This is a genomic window from Achromobacter animicus (assembly GCF_040775605.1).
GTDB classification, from domain to species: Bacteria; Pseudomonadota; Gammaproteobacteria; order Burkholderiales; family Burkholderiaceae_B; genus Achromobacter; species Achromobacter animicus.
The window spans coordinates 864,991-882,957 of sequence record NZ_JAYGJK010000001.1; the positions used below are offsets into that span (position 1 = coordinate 864,991).

Below are 17,967 nucleotides of genomic sequence, written 5' to 3' on the forward strand. Positions count from 1 at the left end.
AGCTAAACACGGAGTCTCGCGTTGGCTGCTGTGCATCCGTACCTCACAAGGACAGAGGAATGGCAAACATGAGAACTGTTGTAATCGCACAGAACAAAGGTGGTGTCGGCAAGACCGCTGATGCCATCCACATTGCGTTTCACGCCGCCGAACGGGGGCTCAAGACACTCGTAGTGGACCTGGACACCGGGAACCTCTCCAAGACCATGCGTCAGCACCGCTTGGAGGTACCGGCGAGCGCACTGTTTCTCGATGAGATGCCGGTCGTTCGCGACGCCCCAGGCCCTATTGCCCTGCTGCACGCAGATCGGCTTCTGGCCAACGTCATCTACATGCCCCTCGAGCGAGCACTTCGAAATTTCCAGGTAAACCTGCGCGAATTTGAAACGCGGGGCTTTGATCTCTGCGTGATCGACACGCCCGCCAGCATCGGCATCGCCACCATTACTGCACTGCGCACCGCGGATGCGGTGATCAGTCCAGTCGAGATGGAGGACTACAGCATCGAGGGCATCAAAGACATGATGCGCGTGATCGTCGGGGCCAAGCAGCACAACCCGAAGCTGCACTTCCTGGGTATTGTGCCGAACCGGGTTGACCGCCGTAACCCGCGTCAGGTCAAACATCTTGCCGAGGTACAAGCTGCGCACGGCAAACTTCTGGCCCCAGTTGTGGTGGGTCTGCGCACTAGCGTCGCAGAGGCACTGGCTGCGGGCGAACCCGTCTGGAAGAGCAGGAAGACAACGGCACGGGCAGCAGGCGCGGAGATGCGCGCCCTCGGCAATCACGTCCTGCAAACGATGGGAGTGGCGAAATGAGTTTAGCCGCTAAACACGGTGATGCCGGCGGCCTGGACTTGGCCGGCCTGGGCGATTTGGCGTCGCTGCTAGACGGCGCGCCGCCCCAGGCGCGCGAACCCGGCTCCTATGACATTAGTCTCATCCACGAAGATGAAAAGAACTCCCGCGGCAAAAACAATCCGGGATACAGCGTGGAGAGCATCGCAGAGCTAGCTGCGTCGTTCAAACGCCAAGAGCGCAAGGGTAAGCGTGCCATCAAGTCTCCTTTGTCGTTGCGACCGCATCCAACAATTCCCGGACATTTCATTATCAATCACGGTCACCGCCGATTCCGTGCAGCGAAGGTCGCTGAGATGACTTCGGTGCCGGGGTTCGAAGATCCGGATTTCGATGACTTCGATCAGGTCGTGGAGAACGTGCAGCGCGAGAACCTAACCGCGCGGGAAATTGCGGACTTTATCGGCGGCAAGCTGTCAGCTGGTTGGTCCCGGGCCGACTTAGCGCGTCAGCTCGGTAAATCGAAAGCCTGGGTAAGCCATCATGCAGGTCTACTCACGCTGCCCGAACCCGTCGCCGAAGCGGTTGCGGCGGGGAAGGTGACTGATGTGACGCTCGCCAATGAACTGGCCGTCGCGCACCGTGAGCAACCGGAGGCCGTCGCAGATCTGTTGAGCGCGAATGAGGCCAAGCCTACGCGGTCGGCGGTGAAGGCGATTCGGAAAGCCGGAGGTGCGAAGCGAGCGTCGTCAGACGCACTGGCGGAGGAGACGCCACAGTCATCACGTGATGAGACGACAGCCCGCGCCGTAGTGGCGGAATGTTCGACCCATGTGTTCCATGCAAAAGAACCAAGCACCCCACCCGAAAATGGCGAACTACCGCCCACGGTTGGCCCGGAAGTCCAACGAAGCATGGATCGCCTCGAGCAGCATCGACGGGAAGGCGCAAACCCGGTGCTTCAAAAGAAAGGGACTGATGCCCTGGCACGCCTCATCAACATCGCACAGCGTGATACTGGCCAAAGCAAACGGGTGGCGGACTTTCTGCTTTCGTGGTGGAACGCGACCAGGTGCGGTGGCTTCGACCTGACCGATATCTGGAGCGTGGACGCTGAGATAGCCGATGACATGCTCGTCGTGATTGGCCTGATCCGCCAAACACGCGCGTATCCCGATACCCTGGGGACCGAGGTACATGCGCAGTTCAAGGCCCTGGTTGCGCTTTGGCGTCCGGCACTGTGCGACGCCTGATGTATCGTTTAGCCGCTAAACACCGAAAGAGGAGCCATCCGATGGAAAAGTCTTTGGCCAAAATTAATTCCCAGATCCGCTGAGGTATGTCGGGCCGATAACGACCGAGGCTGTGTGAAAACTCGTGATGGACTTGTTTTCGAGGGTGTTCAAACCCTTCCCTCAACTCCGATCGTCGATCCTGAGTTGATCTGAGAGGCCAACTTCCGACATGACCCTCAGCACGGTGAGTTTTCACACAACCTCGACCCAGAGCGGTCGGTCTGCCTCCCACCTCTCGGCGCAGATTCTCTGGCATCCAAAGCGAATTCGATTCGCCCAGCTGCAACTGCGCATAGTGACATCGCGTAAACGGCGCGTGCGTCAACTGCCTAAAGTTTTGCCTAGTTCCAAGCGTAATGTCGCGGGTAGTTTTGAGACGAGCTAGGTTTTGATTTGCACGCAGAGTTGAACCACCTTTACGTTTGATTTGCATGTAAGTCCGAACAACCTCGTGAACACCATCCTGCTCGGTACGCGTGTGGGACACAGGAGTGATCGACGTGGGTCTTCTCAGCATTACTCGCCGTTGGCATTTGCGCGATCATGGCTCTTTACGAGAGATTGCCAAGCGACTTGGCATATCGCGCACCTCGGTGAGACGCTATCTGCACTCGTCGTGGCTCAAGGTCGAGGCTAACCGCACACGCAAGCAGCGACGCTCGCTTTTGGAGCCGCACCAGGATTCTTGCTCTCTAGGCTATACGGGCTCTTACGACCGAGTCGCTGCTTTCGCGTTCGTCACTAGCCCAGAACTCAGGGCGGCGTTGCCGAATGTGCCGACGGCCCCAGAGGCAGGGATGCCCAGACTTTCGGCCGTGGCGTGGTTCGGATCGCCGGCGCCCAATGACATGCCGACTGCCATGGTGGATAAGATTAAGCAAGCCATCGCTCGGGAATTCGCCAAACCCCGTCCGGATTGCGGAAAATCCTGAAGTTCTGAACGATCGTTAGACAAAGGGAGAATGAGAATTGCGGGGCTCACATGGCTACCTGCGAGTGCCTTTTGCCCGGGGCCTCATTAACAGGTATTCCATGGTGATCGATGCTTGGGTGCCATTTTGAATCCCCTGTAGCAGTCATGGACAAACTCACTCAGGCTTTCGCATTTGAACGGCGCATCAAGGCTTTGTTCGATCCAATGAGTATTCTTCCGACATTGCCAGAGCCGATTGGAACCGCCGGCAAGCGCCTAATTCCCTAAGGCTTGATATCCGTTCCATCTACTGACTGAAAATCGCTCCGCCATCTTCAGGCTGCACTGTCCCTGGGCCGCTTGTGCAAGGACTTCGCCCACCGCAGGCGCAATCTGAAAGCCTCCCCCCGAAAACCCGAAGGCGTGCAGCAGCCTCGGCACCTTGGCGCTGAAGCCGATGACGGGATTCTTGTCGGGGAAATAGCCTTCTATTCCCGACCAGCAGCGGATGATGTTGGCGCGGGCGAGGGCGGGCAGAATGGCCGGGCCGGTGCGGCCGAGATCGGCCAGGGCCGCGGGACCTGGGCGGCTGCGATCGCCGGGCAAGGCATGGCCATAACCGCCTCCCATGACGACATTGCCGCGCGCCACCTGCCTGGCGTAGAAGCCTCCACCTTCGACGCCCAGCGACACGCCGATCTGCGGTGTGAGCGGTTCGGTGACGAGCAGGGTGGGGTACTTGACCTGCAAGGGCAGGACGTCGCCAAACCAGCCGGCCACGACAGCGCCCCATGCGCCGGCGGCGTTGATCACCGTGGCGGCGCGAATGCGGCGCCCGTCCGTGGCCGTCAGCAGGAAGTCGCTTGCCATGGTGTCGACGTGGGCGATGGCGCAGTGCTCAAGCAGTTGGGCGCCCGCGCGCGCCGCGGCGTGGGCGAAGGCGGGCGCGACCAGGCGAGGATTGGCCTGGCCGTCTTCGGGGCAAAGTGAGCCGCCGACGATGTCGGGCGCCAGCGCGGGAAAGCGCCGGCGCAGGGCGGCGCGGTCCAGAATCTCCAGGCCCAGGTCAAGGTCGCGCACCTTGTCGCGATAGGCGACGAGTTTGTCCAGGTCCGCTTGCGATCGGGCAAGTTTCAGATGACCGGTGCGCACGTATTCGGCGTCGGTACCGATCAGCGCCGGTAGCCGTGCCCAGATGCCGTGGGCGCGCTGGGCGAGGTGTAGCTGTTCAAGGTTGCGGCCCTGGCGGCGCACGCCGCCGAAGTTGACGCCGCTGGCGCGCGCGCCGCACAAGTCGCGTTCGATCAGCAGGGTGGAGACGCCAGCGCGCTGTAGCGCCAAGGCGGCGCTGGCGCCGACCAGGCCCGCGCCGATGATGGCGACGTCGGTATGCAGCAGTGTCATGACGGGTTCTTGTCAAAGCTTGCGAACGGCAGGGGTTTGACGGGCGCCTGTCCTCGCAGGCGGCCGACGGCCGCCAGGGGGATTTTCCGGCAGTCGGCCAGCAATTCGGCGGCGCCGCTCTGGCACAGGCGGCCCTGGCACAAGCCCATTCCGATGCGCGTCAGGGCTTTCAGGCGGTTGAGGTCATCGATGGCATATTGCGCGGCGGCGGCGCGCAGCGCTCCCGCCCGCACTTCCTCGCAGCGGCAGACGATGACGCTGTCGTCGCAGCCGGAGCCTGCGGCCGGCAGCGGGAACGCACGGTCCAGACCATGCCGAAAGCGCGTCAGCGCGGCCTGCCGGCGCGCCAGCCAACGCAGGCGCTTGGGGTCGACGCGGATGCCGCTGTCGGCCAGCATGGCAAGCGCGCTGCGTTCGCCGGCCAGTTCGGCCAGTGCGGCGCCGCCGATGCCCGCGCCGTCGCCCGCCAGGTAGACGCCGGCGATCGAGCTGCGGCCGTCGGCGTCGCGTCGCGGCAGCCAGGCGCGCTGGGCGGCGTGGAAATCGAAATCGCAGTCGAGCAGGTCGGCCAGTTGGGTTTCGGCGCGCAGGCCGTGGCCGACTGCCAGCGCGTCACAGGCAATGTGGCGTTCGGCGTCGACGATGCGCGCGCGCGCGCTTTCGATGCGGGTCTCGCCCCGGGCCGAGATAAGGCTTGCCGAATGGTGCACGGGTACGCCGTGCGCGCGCAGCCATCCCAGGTAATACAAGCCCTTGGCCAGCGTGCCCACCTGATTCAGCAGCGCGGGCAGGGCGCGTGCCTGGCCAGCCAGCGGCGCGCTATCGAGCACGGCCTGCACCTGGCCCCCGGCACGCGCGTATTGATAGGCGACGAGATACAGCAAGGGCCCGGTGCCCGCGAAGACGATGCGCGGCCCCAGCAGGCAATGCTGGCCCTTCAGCGCAATTTGGGCGCCGCCCAGCGAAAAGACGCCAGGCAGGGTCCAGCCGGGAAAGGGCAGAACGCGGTCGGTGGCGCCGGTGGCTATCAGCAGTTGGGAGTAGGGCAGTTCATCCAAGTCGCCGTCTTGCGTAACGAGATCTAGGTGGCCGGGCGCGGTGTTCCACACGGCGGTGTTTGCGCGGTAGTCGGCCTGCTGGCGCAATTGGGCGCCTGCCTCGTGGATGCGGGCCGCGCGCTGATGTTCGAAGCCGTACCGCTGGCGTGCGGTGCCGCGCGGGACGGGGCTTTGGCGATAGATCTGGCCGCCGGGCAGCGCGGCCTCGTCGATGACGACGGGCCGCACTCCGTGGCGCAGCAGCGTTTGTGCGGCGCGCACGCCGGCGGGTCCTGCGCCCACCACCACCACGCTCGGCGGCGCATCGGACATGGGAGGCATGTTCATGGGCACGCTCCGGGCAGGGCGTCGAGCAGTTCCATGCCATCTTCGGCCAAGGTGGAGCAGGCGCGCAGGCGCTGGCCGTCGATGCGCTGTACCCAGCAGTCCTGGCAAGCGCCCATCAGGCAGAAACCCGCGCGCGGCGCGCCCGTGCCCAGTGTGGTTCGCAGCCGGTCGCCGGCCAGCAGCAGCGCCGTCAGCACGGTGTCGCCGTGCTGGGCGGCTATCGGCTGGCCGTTCCAGGTCAGGTGCAGGGCGGAACCGGCCTGCGGCGCGGCACGGCGCAGCAGCGGTGTCATGCGCGCGGCTCCGGGGCGCATGCCCTGTCAGCGTGCATCTGCGACAGCGTGCGGTCGGGCAGGATGATGTCGGCGTCGTACACCAGATCCAGAATCGCGGGCAGTTGGTGCTCACGGGCGTGGGCCAGCGCGGCGTCATAGGCCGGCGCAAATTCCTCGGTGGTTGTGACGCGGTGGCCGAAGGCGCCATAGCTTTGCGCGAGCTGGGCGAAGTCGGGATTGACCAGGGTCGTGGCCAATGCGCGGCCAGGATAGGCCCGCTCCTGATGCAGCCGGATGGTGCCGTAAAGCCCGTTGTTGAACACCAGGATGACGATGCCCAGCCGATGCTGCACGGCGGTGGCGACTTCCTGCATGGTCATCTGGAAGCATCCGTCGCCGGCAAAGCAGATGACCGGGGCGTCGCGGTCATGCAGCTTGGCCGCGATGGCCGCCGGCAGGCCGTAGCCCATGGCGCCCACGGCCGGCGCAAGCTGGCTGGCAAGGCCCTTGAAGGCGATGTGCCGGTGCGCATAGAGCGCGTAGTTGCCCGCGCCCACGGTGACGCAGGCGCGCGCGGGCAGGGAAGCCGCGACATGGCCGGCGGCCGCATTCAGGTCGAGCGGGCCGGGGGTCGGCAGCAGCACGGGCGCCGAACCCGCGGCGTGCGCGCCGCTGCGCGCTGGCCGCCAGCCCGGCGTGGGCGCGAGAGCCGCCGCGGCCTGGGCAAAGCCAGCCACGCTGGCAACGATGCCGAGCGCCGGCGTGCAAAGCCGCCCGATCTCGTTGGCGTCGGCGTGGATGTGCACCAAGGTCTGCCGCGGCGTGGGCGAGGCGAGCCATTCGTAATTGATGGTGGTCGGTTCGCACAGGCGCGTGCCCAGCGCGATGACGAGGTCGCTGTCCGTGACGACGCGCTTCTGGTGCGCGGGCATGCTGGCGCTGACCTGCCCGACGAAGTTCGGATGGTTGTTGTCGAACAGCTCCAGCCGTCTCCAGGCGGTGGCGACCGGCAGGTCAAAGCGCAGGGCAAAGTCGCGTACCGCCCCGCGCGCCGCATCGGACCAGCGCGAACCTCCCAGCAGCAGCAACGGCCGGGCGGCGGACTCGATCATCCGCTGCAGGCGCTGCATATCGTTGGGCGTGGGGCAGGCCTGCGGTGTCGCGGGCGGCGCGGCCAGCGGCGCTCGGGTCAGGCGGGCCAGCATGTCCTCGGGCAGCGCCAGCACCACGGGGCCGGGACGTCCGCTGGTGGCGGTGGTCCAGGCGCGCGCCAGATATTCCGGGATGCGGTCGGCGCGCTCGATCTGCGCCACCCATTTCGCCAGCGGCGCGTACATGGCGCGGTAGTCCACTTCCTGGAAGCACTGGCGGTCGGCGGTGTCGCCGCCGACCTGGCCGATGAAGAGGATCATGGGCGTGGAGTCTTCGCGGGCGGTGTGCACGCCGATGGCCGCGTTGGTGGCGCCGGGGCCGCGCGATACAAAGCAGATGCCGGGCTGGCCGGTCAGCTTGCCGTGTGCCTCGGCCATATAGGCCGCACCGCCTTCCTGGCGGCAGACGATAGATTCGATTGCATCGCGCCGCGCGTACAGGGCGTCGATGCAGGGCAGGAAGCTCTCGCCGGGCACCATGAAGACGCGCCGCACGCCAAAGGCCTGCAACTGTGCGATGAGGGCCTCGCCGCCGCTGCGGGGCTCGGCTGATTCGGGACGGGTCATGCGCCTTCCTGTTCAAGGGCGCGCGCCACACGCTCGGGTCCATAGTCGCGCTCCGCGGCGGCGCGGCTCACCTTGCCGCCAACGACGTCGCGGCGGATATCGGCAAGGTCGCGCTCCGCGGGAATCCCGTAGCCGCCTCCGCCGGGCGTCTCCAGGCGGACCGTGAAGCCCGCCGGCAGAGGGTGGCCCGAAATCTTGTTGGGCAGCCGCTGCTCGTCGGCGCGGCCCGGGTTCTGGATGAGGCGCGAGGTGCCGCCCGTCAGGCCGCCATCGAGGCCGGCTGCGCCGAACAGCGCCGCGTCGCAGCGGATGGTGCAGGCCAGTTGATCGTGCAGCGAGCGGATCTGGCGCGCAATGCCCATGCCGCCCCGGTATTTGCCCGCGCCGCCCGTATCGTTCACCAGGGCGTACTCGTCGACCAGTAGGGGGTATTCGATTTCCAGCGCCTCGGCGGGCAGGTTGGACGTATTGGTGACGTTGACCTGGATACCGTCCATGCCGTCGCCCCGGGCGCGCCCGCCCGCGCCGCCGCCCAGCGTTTCAAGATAAACGAAGGTGCCTTTGCCGTCGCGCATCGGGCCGGAGAACAGCATGGAGGGCATCACGTCGTTGGACGAAGCCATGCCGCGGCCGGGCGGCAGCAGTTGGCCCAGGGCGCCAATCACGGTGCCCGCCACGCGCTGCGCGGTGGTCACGCGCGCGCCCACGGCGGCGGGAAACACCGGATTGGTGATCGTGCCCTCGGGCGCACTGATGGTGATGGGTTGGAAAAGCCCGTTATTCGGCATCAGCTCGGGATCGAGCATGGCCTTGACCGCGAAATACACGCTGGCGTTCAGCGCGCTGGCCGGCAAGTTGAAGGCGCCGCGCGCCTGCTTGCCGGTGCCCGTGAAGTCCACGTGCAGTTGGCCGTCGCGCGCCTGCACGTTGGCCTGGATCACCACCGGGTCGCCGCCCATGCCGTCATCGTCCATGCGTTCGGTGAACGAAACGCTGCCTGTCGGAAGCTGGGCGATGCGGTTGCGCAGCCGCCGTTCGGTGTAGCGCAGGATGCCGTCGATGGCGGATAGCACGGTGTCCAGCCCCGATTGGCCGACCAGCTCCAGCATCAGGCGCGCGCCCTTGTCGTTGGTCGCGATCTGGGCGCGGATGTCGTGCATGCGGTTGTCCGGCTCGCGCGTGTTGTGCGCGATCATCTCCAGCAAGTCCAGGTCCAGCTCGCCCTGCCGCACGATGCGCATCGCGGGCAGGCGGATGCCTTCCTCCCATACCGTCTTGAGGTGGTGCGAGGTCGAGCCCGGCACGGCGCCGCCTACGTCGGTGTGGTGGCCAATATTGGCGGCGAAAAAGCGCAACACGCCGTCGAAGAAGATGGGCGATACGACGGTAATGTCCGGCGCGTGGGTGCCCCCGGCCAGGTAGGCGTCGTTGCACAGAAAAGCGTCGCCGGGACGGATGCCGGCCGCGCCGTAGCGGCGCAGCACGGCGTCGATGCCGCCCGACAGCGAGCCCAGGTGCACCGGCACGTGGGCAGCCTGCGCCACCAGCCGGCCGGCGGCGTCGAACAGCGCCACGGAGCAGTCCTTGCGCTCCTTGATGTTGCTGGAAAACGAGGAGCGGATCAGCGTGTTGCCCATTTCTTCGGTGATGGACAGCAGGCGGTTGCTGAAGACCTCCATTTCGATGGGATCGAACGCGTCGGTGTCGGCGGCGGCAGTCGGTGCAGTGGTCATGTCGGGTTGCCTTAGGGGTTGAGGTTGACGACGAGGTTGCCGTAGTCGTCCACGCGCGCTTGCTGGTCCGGCAGGATCACGGTGGTTGAACTCATCTCCTCGATGACGGCGGGGCCGTCGATGGGGACGCCTGCCGGAAGCAGGGCGCGGCGATAGATGGGCGTGTCGGTCCATCCGGCGCCTTCGAAGTACACGGCCCGGCGCTCCTTGATCGCGCCCGCGAGGCTGGCGCCGCCAGGCACGCGCGCGATCGGCGCGCGCGGCACCAGACCCACTGCCCGCGCGCGGCAGTTGACGATCTCGACCGCGCGGCCGGTCGCGTCGTAGCCGTACTCGCGGATATGGGCCGCGCTGAAAGCCGCCACGAAGTCGGTGAGCGGCATCAGGCGCATGCCGTCCAGCGGCACGGGGATCTCGAAATTCTGGCCCTGGTAGCGCGCGTCGATGACCGCCGATAGGCGCTGGGCGGAATCGTCCACGCCTTCGCCCGTCAGCCACGCGCGGGCTTTGCCGCCCAGCGCGTCCAGCGCCTGCTGCACCGCCAGCCAGCCCTGTTCGTTCGCATTGGCCATCAGCGTCTGGACGAAGTCCATGGATATGTCCGACAGCAGGATGCCGCGCGCGCACATGGTGCCGGGCTCCTGCGGAATCAGTAGCGTGCCGATGCCGCAGTCGCGCGCCAGCTCGGCCGCGTGCAGGCCGCCCGCGCCGCCGAAGGCGCACAGCGCGAACTTGCGGATGTCATGGCCGCGTTCGGTCGAAACCGCGCGCACGGCCCGGGCCATGTTCGAGTTGGCGATTCGCAGGATGCCGTAGGCCGCTTCTTCGATGCTGATGCCCAACGGGTCGGCCACTTGTTCCTGAAGCGCGGCGCGTGCGCGCTCCGCATGCACAGCCATGCGGCCTTCAAGCAGCGCCACGGGATTCAGGCGGCCCAGCACGACGTGCGCGTCCGTCAGGGTGACGGTCGTGCCGCCCCGGTTGTAGGCGATCGGGCCGGGCACCGCGCCGGCGCTTTGCGGGCCCACCTTCAACGCGCCGGCGTCGTCGATGCGCGCGATGCTGCCGCCGCCCGCGCCAATGACGTGTACGTCGACCATAAGGGTCTTGACGGGATAATCCGCCACCAGGCGGCTGGAAGTGAACAGCGGCTGCAGCTCGGCCACCAGCGACACGTCCGTGCTGGTGCCGCCGACGTCGAAGGTGATCAGGTTGTGAAAGCCGGCGGCCTGCCCGAGCTCGGCCGCGCCGATGACGCCGGCAGCGGGCCCGGACACGCAGGTTCGCACCGGCGCGGTCAGCACCGACTCCACCGACATCAGGCCCCCGTTGGAATGCACGGTCGTGGGAGGCACGCGCACCCCCATGGCCTGCACCGAGTCGACCAGGTTGCGCATGTATGACGCCATGCGCGGGCCCACGTAGGCGTTCAGGGCCGTGGTCGACATGCGCTCATACTCGCGGAACTCTGGCAGTATTTCGCTGGAAACGCTGAGGTAGGCATCGGGAAGATATTCGGCCAGGATTTCGCGCGTGCGGCGCTCGTGGGCGTCGTTGCGATAGCTGTGCATAAAGCAGATGGCCACCGCTTCGACCCGCGCGTCGGCCAGTTGGCGCGCGACCGCGACGACTTCGTCCTCGTTCAGCGCCTGCAGCACGGAGCCGTCCGCCGCCATGCGTTCGCCGATCTCGAAGCGCCATTCGCGCGGCGCCAGCGGCGCCGGCTTGATGACGTTGTAGTCGTACAGATGCGGGCGGGTTTGGCGGCCGATCTCCAGCACGTCGCGAAAGCCGCGCGTGGTGACCAGGGCGCAGCGCGAACCGCGGCGCTCGATCACCATATTGGTGGCCACCGTTGTGCCGTGGCCCACGTGGACCAGTTCGTCGCCGGCGATCCCGTGCTCGCGCATCAGATGGGCGAGACCGCTCTGGATGGCCTCGGACGGGTCGTGCGGCGTCGAAGGCACCTTGAAGTAGGATAACGCGCCGCTGTGTTCGGCCAGTAGGGTGAAATCAGTGAAGGTGCCGCCCACGTCGAATCCGACGCGGAAACGGCGCTCGCCGGTGGGGGATGCGGAGTGGGTCAACGCGGGTCTCCAGGAAGCCGGCGCGGACATGCGCCGAAGCTAGGGTGACCAGAATCTTATCGACCGCGGATCATTCGATCTAATCAAAGATTTGCATTGATCTTCATCATTTGTGTGAATAACGACAGGCTCAATAGGCGTGCGATTCAGCCCCCTGCGCGGGGTCGAACATCATGCCCTGCGCCTTGCACACCTTGAGGATCTCCTCGCGGAGCCAGCGATGCGACGGCAGGTTGTCCGAGCGCTCGTGCCAGATCAGATTGACCGTGCGGGGGATCAGCGGGAAGGGCGGCTCGATGGCCTCTAGCTGGTGGCTGTGCGGGCTGTTGCGCACGGCGTTGGCCGGCACCACGCAGATAAGGTCGGTCTCGGCCAGCAGGCGCGGGGCCAGCGCGAACTGGTTGATCGTCAGCACGGCGTTGCGCTTGTAGCCGTGGGCGGCCAGCTCGTGATCGATCAGGGCCGCCGTGCCCAGCAGGCTCACCACCAGATGGCGCGCGCACAGGAAATCGTCCAGCGTGAAGCGCGGCAGGGACAGCAGCGGATGGCCTTTGCGCATCGCGCAGACGTAGGTCAGGGTTTCAAGCGGCAGGGTGCGCAGCGACGAACCGAAGTTCGAATACACGCCCGCTGCCATATCGACTTCCCCCTTTTCCAGCAGCGAGGTGGTGTTGTCCAGCGAATAGGGGTGCAGGTGGATGCGGATATTCGGCGCCACCTCCTGTTGTTCGACAAACAGCGGCCGGATGACCTGGTCGGCCACGTAGTCGGACATGGCCAGACGGAAGACGGCTTCCGATCGGGCGGGGTCGAACTCATTGCGCTCCAGGGTCTCGGCGATACGGGCAAGCGCGTCGCGGATGGGCGGCCAGAGCAATTCGGCGCGCTGGGTGGGCAGGACCCCACCCTGGACCTTGATGAACAGTGGATCCTTCAGCGTCAGCCGTAGCCGGTTGATGGCGTTGCTGACCGCCGGCTGCGTCATGTGCAGGGTGTGCGACGCGCGCGTGACGTTACGCTCGGTCATCACGGCGTCGAATATGCGAAGCAGGTTCAAGTCGATGGCGTCAAGCACGCTTACCCTAAGTCGTTATCAAAAACGTTGATGATGTTTTATTTTAATTGTTGATTGGTCATATAACATGCGACCGCTTAACCTTGCCCGGGTTACTGCGCAGTTCCTCCGCAACTTGGGTAATCAATTCATGATAAAGAACCTGAAGTTTCTGGCCGCCGCTTGTGTGGCCGCCTTCGCAGCCTCATCTGCCGCAGCCGCGGACAACTATCCCAGCAAGCCGATCACGATCGTCCTGCCTTATGCCACGGGCGGATCGGCCGACATGCTGGCGCGCTTCGCGGCCCAGGCGGTGCAGAGCGAATTGGGGCAGCCCGTCATCGTCGAGGCCAAGCCGGGCGCCGGCGGCGTCCTGGGAACCGAGCACGTCGCCCGCGCGGAGCCCGACGGCTACACGTTGGCCCTGACCGCGAGCGGCACGATGGCGGTCAACCCGTACGTCTACAAGCTGCGCTACAAGCCCTTGGAGGACTTCAAGCAGATCACGGTGCTGGTGGACCTGCCTTTCGTCGTGGTGACGAATAACGAGTTTCCCGCCAAGACGCTGAAGGAATTCATCGATTACGGGCGCCGCAATCCCAATAAGATCACTTTCGGCAATGCCGGTCTCGGGACCCAGCAACACTTGACGCAGCTTATGTTTGCACGCTCCGCCGGTATTGAGATCAACATCGTGCCGTACAAGGGAAGCAGCCCGGCGATGAACGATCTGCTGGGTGGCCATATTGACGCCGTGCTGGACAATACCGGCGTGCAGACACCCTTCATCAAGGCGGGCAAGGTGCGGCCGCTGTTCGTCACCAACCCCGAACGCGTGGCGGCGTTGCCCGATGTGCCGACGGCTCCAGAGGCCGGCATGCCCGGCTTTTCGGCCGTCGCGTGGTTTGGTTTAGCGGCGCCCAAGGGCACGCCGGACGCCATTGTGGACAAGATTCAGCAAGCTATCGCTCGCGAATTCGCCAAACCCGAGATGAAGCAACGCCTCCTGGAGCTGGCCATGATCCCGCGCGTATCGACGCCCGCCGACACCACGGCCCGCGTCAAGACGGACCTTGAGGCCTTTGGCAAGGTCGCCAAAGAGGTTGATTTAAAGCAGATGTGATTTGGTCCATAGGACTGCACGGTGCGAGGAGCCGTTCATGGCCATGGTCAGCCTCTAGTGGAGGCCCGGTTGCGACCTAAAGCGGAAGTAGCTCGCGGTGGAAAGCGGACGTTCAGAAACGCTGTAGATGACCGCCGACAGTTGGTCGGCAAAGCCGGTCGATTGGACGTCCGTGTCGATCAACCTGTTAGACGCCACTTTCCTCTTGCTCTGTGTCGTTATTTCTCTGGGCCACGACGGGGGGACTAGGGAAAACGACTCTGCCAACAGTCGACAAAAGAGCGGCACGACATGCAGCCGCATATTCGGCGTCCTCGTGCGCAAGCAAGTACTGAACGGGCAGAAAGAGGTCAGCGGTTGAAACAAGCGCCGTCGATGACGTTGAGGCGGCTGAGTGGCATTTCTCCGTGAACGGGTCAGATCGGGAACTGGGTTCTTGAAGTCGGAATCCATTTCCGAATAGGACCGGCTTTGCAGGTTCTGAAACCTCCTCCCGCTGTAGGTCTTCATGAATATTCATTGAGAGCTGACGGAGCTTGTCGATGTTTATCGCTTTGCTGTCCTTTCCCTCTGCCTCGCCAATAAGACGACCTTCGGCGGACTCAAAAACCACATCGAATTCAGAATCGGACTGTTTGAATTGGCACGCATTGAAGCCGAGAATGGTTAGGGCGTAGATGATCGCGGCCTCCAGCGGTTTGCCCTTTTCATATAGAAGACCGCGCGGCATAACGGCACCAGAAATCGCCTCGGCGACCTGTTCCTTTTTTCTTTGCGCTGCCTCGACTTGGCGCTCTGCTTCAAGGAGTTGAACGCGTAGCGCTGTCTCCGGTGCGAGCGTGTACTGTGAGGTAGCGGCCCACGGCGGCTCCGGTGTTACCTCCGAAGAGGATCGGAGGGCTTTGTCGAGGGCAACCACGGCAGAAAGGAATGCGCCTGCAAACTGAGTAGCGGCAGACGTCCAGACCTCACTGTTGCCTTTTTTTTTCGTGAAGTTCGGCGGACTGAAATCCATGTCGGGGAGCAACAATAGCGTCCCGGCGGAAGACTTGCTCCGATAGAGTACGCCCACGGTTTTGTCTCCTGCACGAGTCTGAACGCATGCTGGAACATCGGATGCGTTCAGGACAACCCTGTAGCCAGATCTTTCGCCGAACTCGGTCCAGTATGGGGCCAATAATTCAGCCCCCTTCGACGTGAGCTTCATCGAACTCCCAGTTGCTGCTAACGGCTCCAAGCCCATCGGGAGCGTGTCGTAGTTAGTGAGGAGTTCAACGTGACGGGTTGTCTTCTGATTTCGACCGGTACCTGAGTAGGAGCGCCTACCCGTATCTACGTAGGCTTCGTACAAAGAAGGCAGAAAGACAATTACGGTCTTTCCCGTCTCCATAGCCTGTTTAATTTCGCGACGCCAGTGTTCACAACACTCTTTCGCCTCGAACGACGAGCTGTCATTGAAGCACGGCTTGCCTTGGTACGTTTCGTGGTAGTTGTGAAGAAACTCCGAGATTTCTGGTCTGAAGAGAAATATGTCCCAGTCCAGTAGCGATGCCTTTGACCGAAACGTAGCATAGGTTGGCTCGGATGACGCGAGCTCCAGACCGACAGTGAGGATTTTTCTTGCAGCCATATGACACCGTTAACATATGCAGATAACGATATTTTGGCATGCCCGCCGAGCGTCCGCTTATGGCCGAGGCTGTGTGAAAACTCGTGATGGACTTGTTTTCGAGGGTGTTCAAACCCTTCCCTCAACTCCGATCGTCGATCCTGAGTTGATCTGAGAGGCCAACTTCCGACATGACCCTCAGCACGGTGAGTTTTCACACAACCTCGGCCGAAAGCAGACAGGTGCACCGCGCGCAGTCCAGCCAGTCAGTGGAAGCCCTGGGGCAGACCGCCCCGACGGAGACAATCAAGAGTCAAATTGGTAAGCGCGGGGAACACACTTGGACCGTTGTGCCACGTGTTTAGCCGCTAAACCATCAAGACCAAAGACATTCATCGAACCCGTGGATATGTGGATGATCGCTGCGCGACCACTCGGCTCGCTGCGCTCGGCCCATGGACAACCGCTGATGGACAAACGGTGGACAGGCTCCGCCTGACCACGCGCTTGACCACAGGGTGTGCCCACCGGCTTCCCGAGTTTCACCCACATACCCACCGGCCCCCATCTGCCAATCATTAGATGCAGAGCCTCAAAACAGCAGTGCTGATGCTGCAGCATGGGCGTTCTGAAGGCGGGCTAACTCTTCGTCCGCTCCGGGCTGTAGCCGATCGCGTTCATGGCCTAGCTGATCGTTTGCGGCGTGTAGTCGTCCCACGGTGAGTTGGCCACGTCAAGCCGACCCTGGACGTTCGAAATCGTCCATTGCGCGCCACCAGTGACGTCGCCCAGCTCATCCCAAGACAATGGCACTGATACGCCCAACCATCAAACTTGACCTCGTAAAGCCAATCATCTCCGTGCCTGGGAACGCCGTCGACCAAGGTAGCCAACTGAGGCTTTAGGGAAGGCGGCAGATCTGCCTCGAGGCCTGGAAGTTTTGATGCAGCGGACGCCGCTCCGGAGCGGCCGGTCGCATGGGCATTGCCCTTTCGAGGTCGGGTTGCCATGGTTCAGTTCCGCCGGTCACGAACCGATGTGAAGATGAGTAGCCAAGGAGGCCGTTCCACGGCGCCGCTGCCAGACATACGCACGAGGGCCCAGCGGCCCTGCAGGAGCGCGCCATGGAGGCGGAATCTCAGATGGCCGGCCTCGTATCCGCCTGCATCGCCCGCCAAGTTCCACTCTCCGGCGTCCCACACAGATACCGGCTCCCCGCTGAGCGGGGATACCGCAGTACGTCCTCTACGCTTCCGTCCGACCGAGGGAACTGCCGGCTGCTCCACCGCGATGCGTCTCGCCTTCGGGTCATCCGGCATCCCGTTGATTACCGTCCAGCGCCTCATCGCATCATCGAACTCCAACAGGAGATCGAACCGTTCCTGTTGGTTCAGGGACCGATAGACGATGAATTTTCGGCCGTTGTCCACGGTCCTGCCCCACCACGATAGCTAGGAGCGCTTGGCGCCGGTCTGGCCCTTCAGATGCTCTCGCACCGCTGTTGCTGAGACGCCGACGGCCTGCACAGCCTTTCGCAACTGTTCGTCACTCACGTCCAACTCGTTGGTCCAGTAATGAAGCTCGTGGGCCTCGTTCACGTTGATACGCGACCGGTCTTGCGCACCGCGATTTTTCAGATCGTCCGACATGAAATCCTCCTTCTCGTGTTGGACCCATGCTCGCAGCAACCAGCGTGCCTACGGTGCGGCACGTCGGCATCGTTTAGCTGCTAAACACCCTGGGGATGATCTGCGCGACCGCGTGGCTGGTGTTTAGCCGCTAAACGCGCCGCGGATCTCTGCCAAAACGAAAGCGCCCCATTCGGGGCGCTGGTTTGTGGGCCGGTTAAGCGGCCGGTAGGCGGAAGCCCGGTCGCCTCTCGGCGACGGAGACTGCAAACGGACTGGTGGATCGTTTGGCACCTCGCTGTGCCACCTCTCTCTTCCAGCCTTCCTCCCAGGCATTCACTCGCTCGATCCATTCGCGGGGAGATTCCCCGGTGTGACCTGGCATAGCGTCCGCCTTCAGATACGGGCAACTTAAGAGACTCAGACCCTTGCGGGCCGCCTCCGCGCCTTCCTTCTGGATCTCGATGAGCATGGCCTCGCTCTCCAAAAGTGGTGGGGGTCCAGTATGCCAATGAAACGGCGTTCGAATCAATGGTGCCGCTGTACTGGGCGGGATAGTCTTAGCGCGGCCCCATACCCTTGCGAAGCTTCTTCGGGTCTTCCAGGAGCTCGCGGACCATCTGTTCTTGCTCCGCCACACAGGGCTCGGCGGAGAGGATCTCAAACCACTCATCGTACACCGGCCCCAGCACCCCGGACGGCCGTTTGAATCCACCGGACAATTGCTTGGTGCGCAATATGAACGAGCGGTACCGCTTGACCTCCTGCAGGAGGGCCAGAAGATCGGCATCACTGATCTTTCCGTCCGGACCGCGATGGCGATCTTGGATGGCGCGCAGCTGGGCGATGCGAAGCGGAGGCTTGAACGGCATGATGCTGAACCACTGTATGGACATACAGTATAAACAAGCCTAGAATCCGCGCCATAGCGCCCTATTTCCCAGCG

15 protein-coding genes and 1 pseudogene are annotated in these 17,967 nt (G+C 63.8%); 4 read left to right on the forward strand and 12 right to left on the reverse strand.

Features of this window, described 5'->3' with window-relative positions; translation table 11 throughout:
• Window positions 1–68 precede the first annotated feature (68 nt).
• The 3 genes and pseudogenes from AB3147_RS03855 to AB3147_RS03865 form a co-directional block, all read left to right on the forward strand.
• The gene (locus AB3147_RS03855) at window positions 69–818 is read left to right on the forward strand and encodes a ParA family protein (protein WP_152383406.1); all 750 of its coding nucleotides are present in this window, start codon (window positions 69–71) and stop codon (window positions 816–818) included.
• The gene (locus AB3147_RS03860; RefSeq protein ID WP_152383407.1) at window positions 815–2,050 is read left to right on the forward strand and encodes a DUF7673 family protein; all 1,236 of its coding nucleotides are present in this window, start codon (window positions 815–817) and stop codon (window positions 2,048–2,050) included. The genes AB3147_RS03855 and AB3147_RS03860 overlap by 4 nt, the downstream gene beginning before the upstream one ends.
• Before the next feature lie 533 nt (window positions 2,051–2,583).
• A pseudogene (locus tag AB3147_RS03865) lies at window positions 2,584–2,826 on the forward strand (helix-turn-helix domain-containing protein); the annotation flags it as partial.
• Window positions 2,827–3,281: 455 nt separating this feature from the next.
• On the opposite strand, the gene AB3147_RS03875 reads toward AB3147_RS03865, so the two are convergent.
• The 7 genes from AB3147_RS03875 to AB3147_RS03905 form a co-directional block, all read right to left on the reverse strand.
• A complete protein-coding gene (locus tag AB3147_RS03875; protein WP_152383408.1) occupies window positions 3,282–4,409 on the reverse strand; it encodes an NAD(P)/FAD-dependent oxidoreductase in 1,128 nt (375 codons plus the stop codon).
• Window positions 4,406–5,788 (reverse strand): FAD-dependent oxidoreductase, encoded by a 1,383-nt coding sequence (locus AB3147_RS03880; RefSeq protein WP_370881525.1) that lies wholly within the window; start codon window positions 5,786–5,788, stop codon window positions 4,406–4,408. Before AB3147_RS03880 ends, AB3147_RS03875 begins: the two co-directional genes overlap by 4 nt.
• A 2-nt stretch (window positions 5,789–5,790) precedes the next feature.
• On the reverse strand, window positions 5,791–6,087 hold the full coding sequence (locus AB3147_RS03885) for a (2Fe-2S)-binding protein (protein WP_082401429.1): 297 nt from the start codon (window positions 6,085–6,087) through the stop codon (window positions 5,791–5,793).
• Window positions 6,084–7,787: a thiamine pyrophosphate-dependent enzyme gene (locus AB3147_RS03890; protein ID WP_054481931.1), complete on the reverse strand. Its 1,704-nt coding sequence runs from the start codon at window positions 7,785–7,787 to the stop codon at window positions 6,084–6,086. Before AB3147_RS03890 ends, AB3147_RS03885 begins: the two co-directional genes overlap by 4 nt.
• A complete protein-coding gene (locus AB3147_RS03895; protein ID WP_054481932.1) occupies window positions 7,784–9,520 on the reverse strand; it encodes a hydantoinase B/oxoprolinase family protein in 1,737 nt (578 codons plus the stop codon). The genes AB3147_RS03890 and AB3147_RS03895 overlap by 4 nt, the downstream gene beginning before the upstream one ends.
• Window positions 9,521–9,531: 11 nt before the next feature.
• Entirely contained in the window at window positions 9,532–11,607 is a 2,076-nt protein-coding gene (locus AB3147_RS03900; protein WP_338617918.1) for a hydantoinase/oxoprolinase family protein, read from the reverse strand.
• A gap of 130 nt (window positions 11,608–11,737) precedes the next feature.
• Window positions 11,738–12,682, reverse strand: a complete 945-nt coding sequence (locus tag AB3147_RS03905; RefSeq protein ID WP_054481934.1) for a LysR family transcriptional regulator — start codon at window positions 12,680–12,682, stop codon at window positions 11,738–11,740.
• Between the two features lie 67 nt (window positions 12,683–12,749).
• On the opposite strand from AB3147_RS03905, the gene AB3147_RS03910 reads away from it, so the two are divergent.
• Window positions 12,750–13,784: a Bug family tripartite tricarboxylate transporter substrate binding protein gene (locus tag AB3147_RS03910; RefSeq protein ID WP_227741353.1), complete on the forward strand. Its 1,035-nt coding sequence runs from the start codon at window positions 12,750–12,752 to the stop codon at window positions 13,782–13,784.
• Window positions 13,785–13,971: 187 nt separating this feature from the next.
• Here the strand turns inward: AB3147_RS03910 and AB3147_RS03915 are convergent, their stop codons facing one another.
• From AB3147_RS03915 to AB3147_RS03940, 5 genes are all read right to left on the reverse strand, one after another.
• A complete protein-coding gene (locus AB3147_RS03915; protein WP_152383410.1) occupies window positions 13,972–15,414 on the reverse strand; it encodes a hypothetical protein in 1,443 nt (480 codons plus the stop codon).
• 992 nt (window positions 15,415–16,406) lie between these two features.
• Window positions 16,407–16,823 carry a DNA polymerase ligase N-terminal domain-containing protein gene (locus AB3147_RS03925; protein WP_152383411.1) on the reverse strand — a complete coding sequence of 139 codons (417 nt, stop codon included), beginning with the start codon at window positions 16,821–16,823 and terminating at the stop codon, window positions 16,407–16,409.
• Window positions 16,824–16,844: 21 nt separating this feature from the next.
• Window positions 16,845–17,042: a DUF3606 domain-containing protein gene (locus AB3147_RS03930; RefSeq protein WP_152383412.1), complete on the reverse strand. Its 198-nt coding sequence runs from the start codon at window positions 17,040–17,042 to the stop codon at window positions 16,845–16,847.
• A gap of 196 nt (window positions 17,043–17,238) precedes the next feature.
• The gene (locus AB3147_RS03935) at window positions 17,239–17,694 is read right to left on the reverse strand and encodes a CrpP-related protein (RefSeq protein ID WP_306649739.1); all 456 of its coding nucleotides are present in this window, start codon (window positions 17,692–17,694) and stop codon (window positions 17,239–17,241) included.
• Complete coding sequence (locus AB3147_RS03940) at window positions 17,582–17,893, reverse strand: hypothetical protein (protein WP_152383413.1); 312 nt, start codon at window positions 17,891–17,893, stop codon at window positions 17,582–17,584. The genes AB3147_RS03935 and AB3147_RS03940 overlap by 113 nt, the downstream gene beginning before the upstream one ends.
• Window positions 17,894–17,967: the final 74 nt, after the last annotated feature.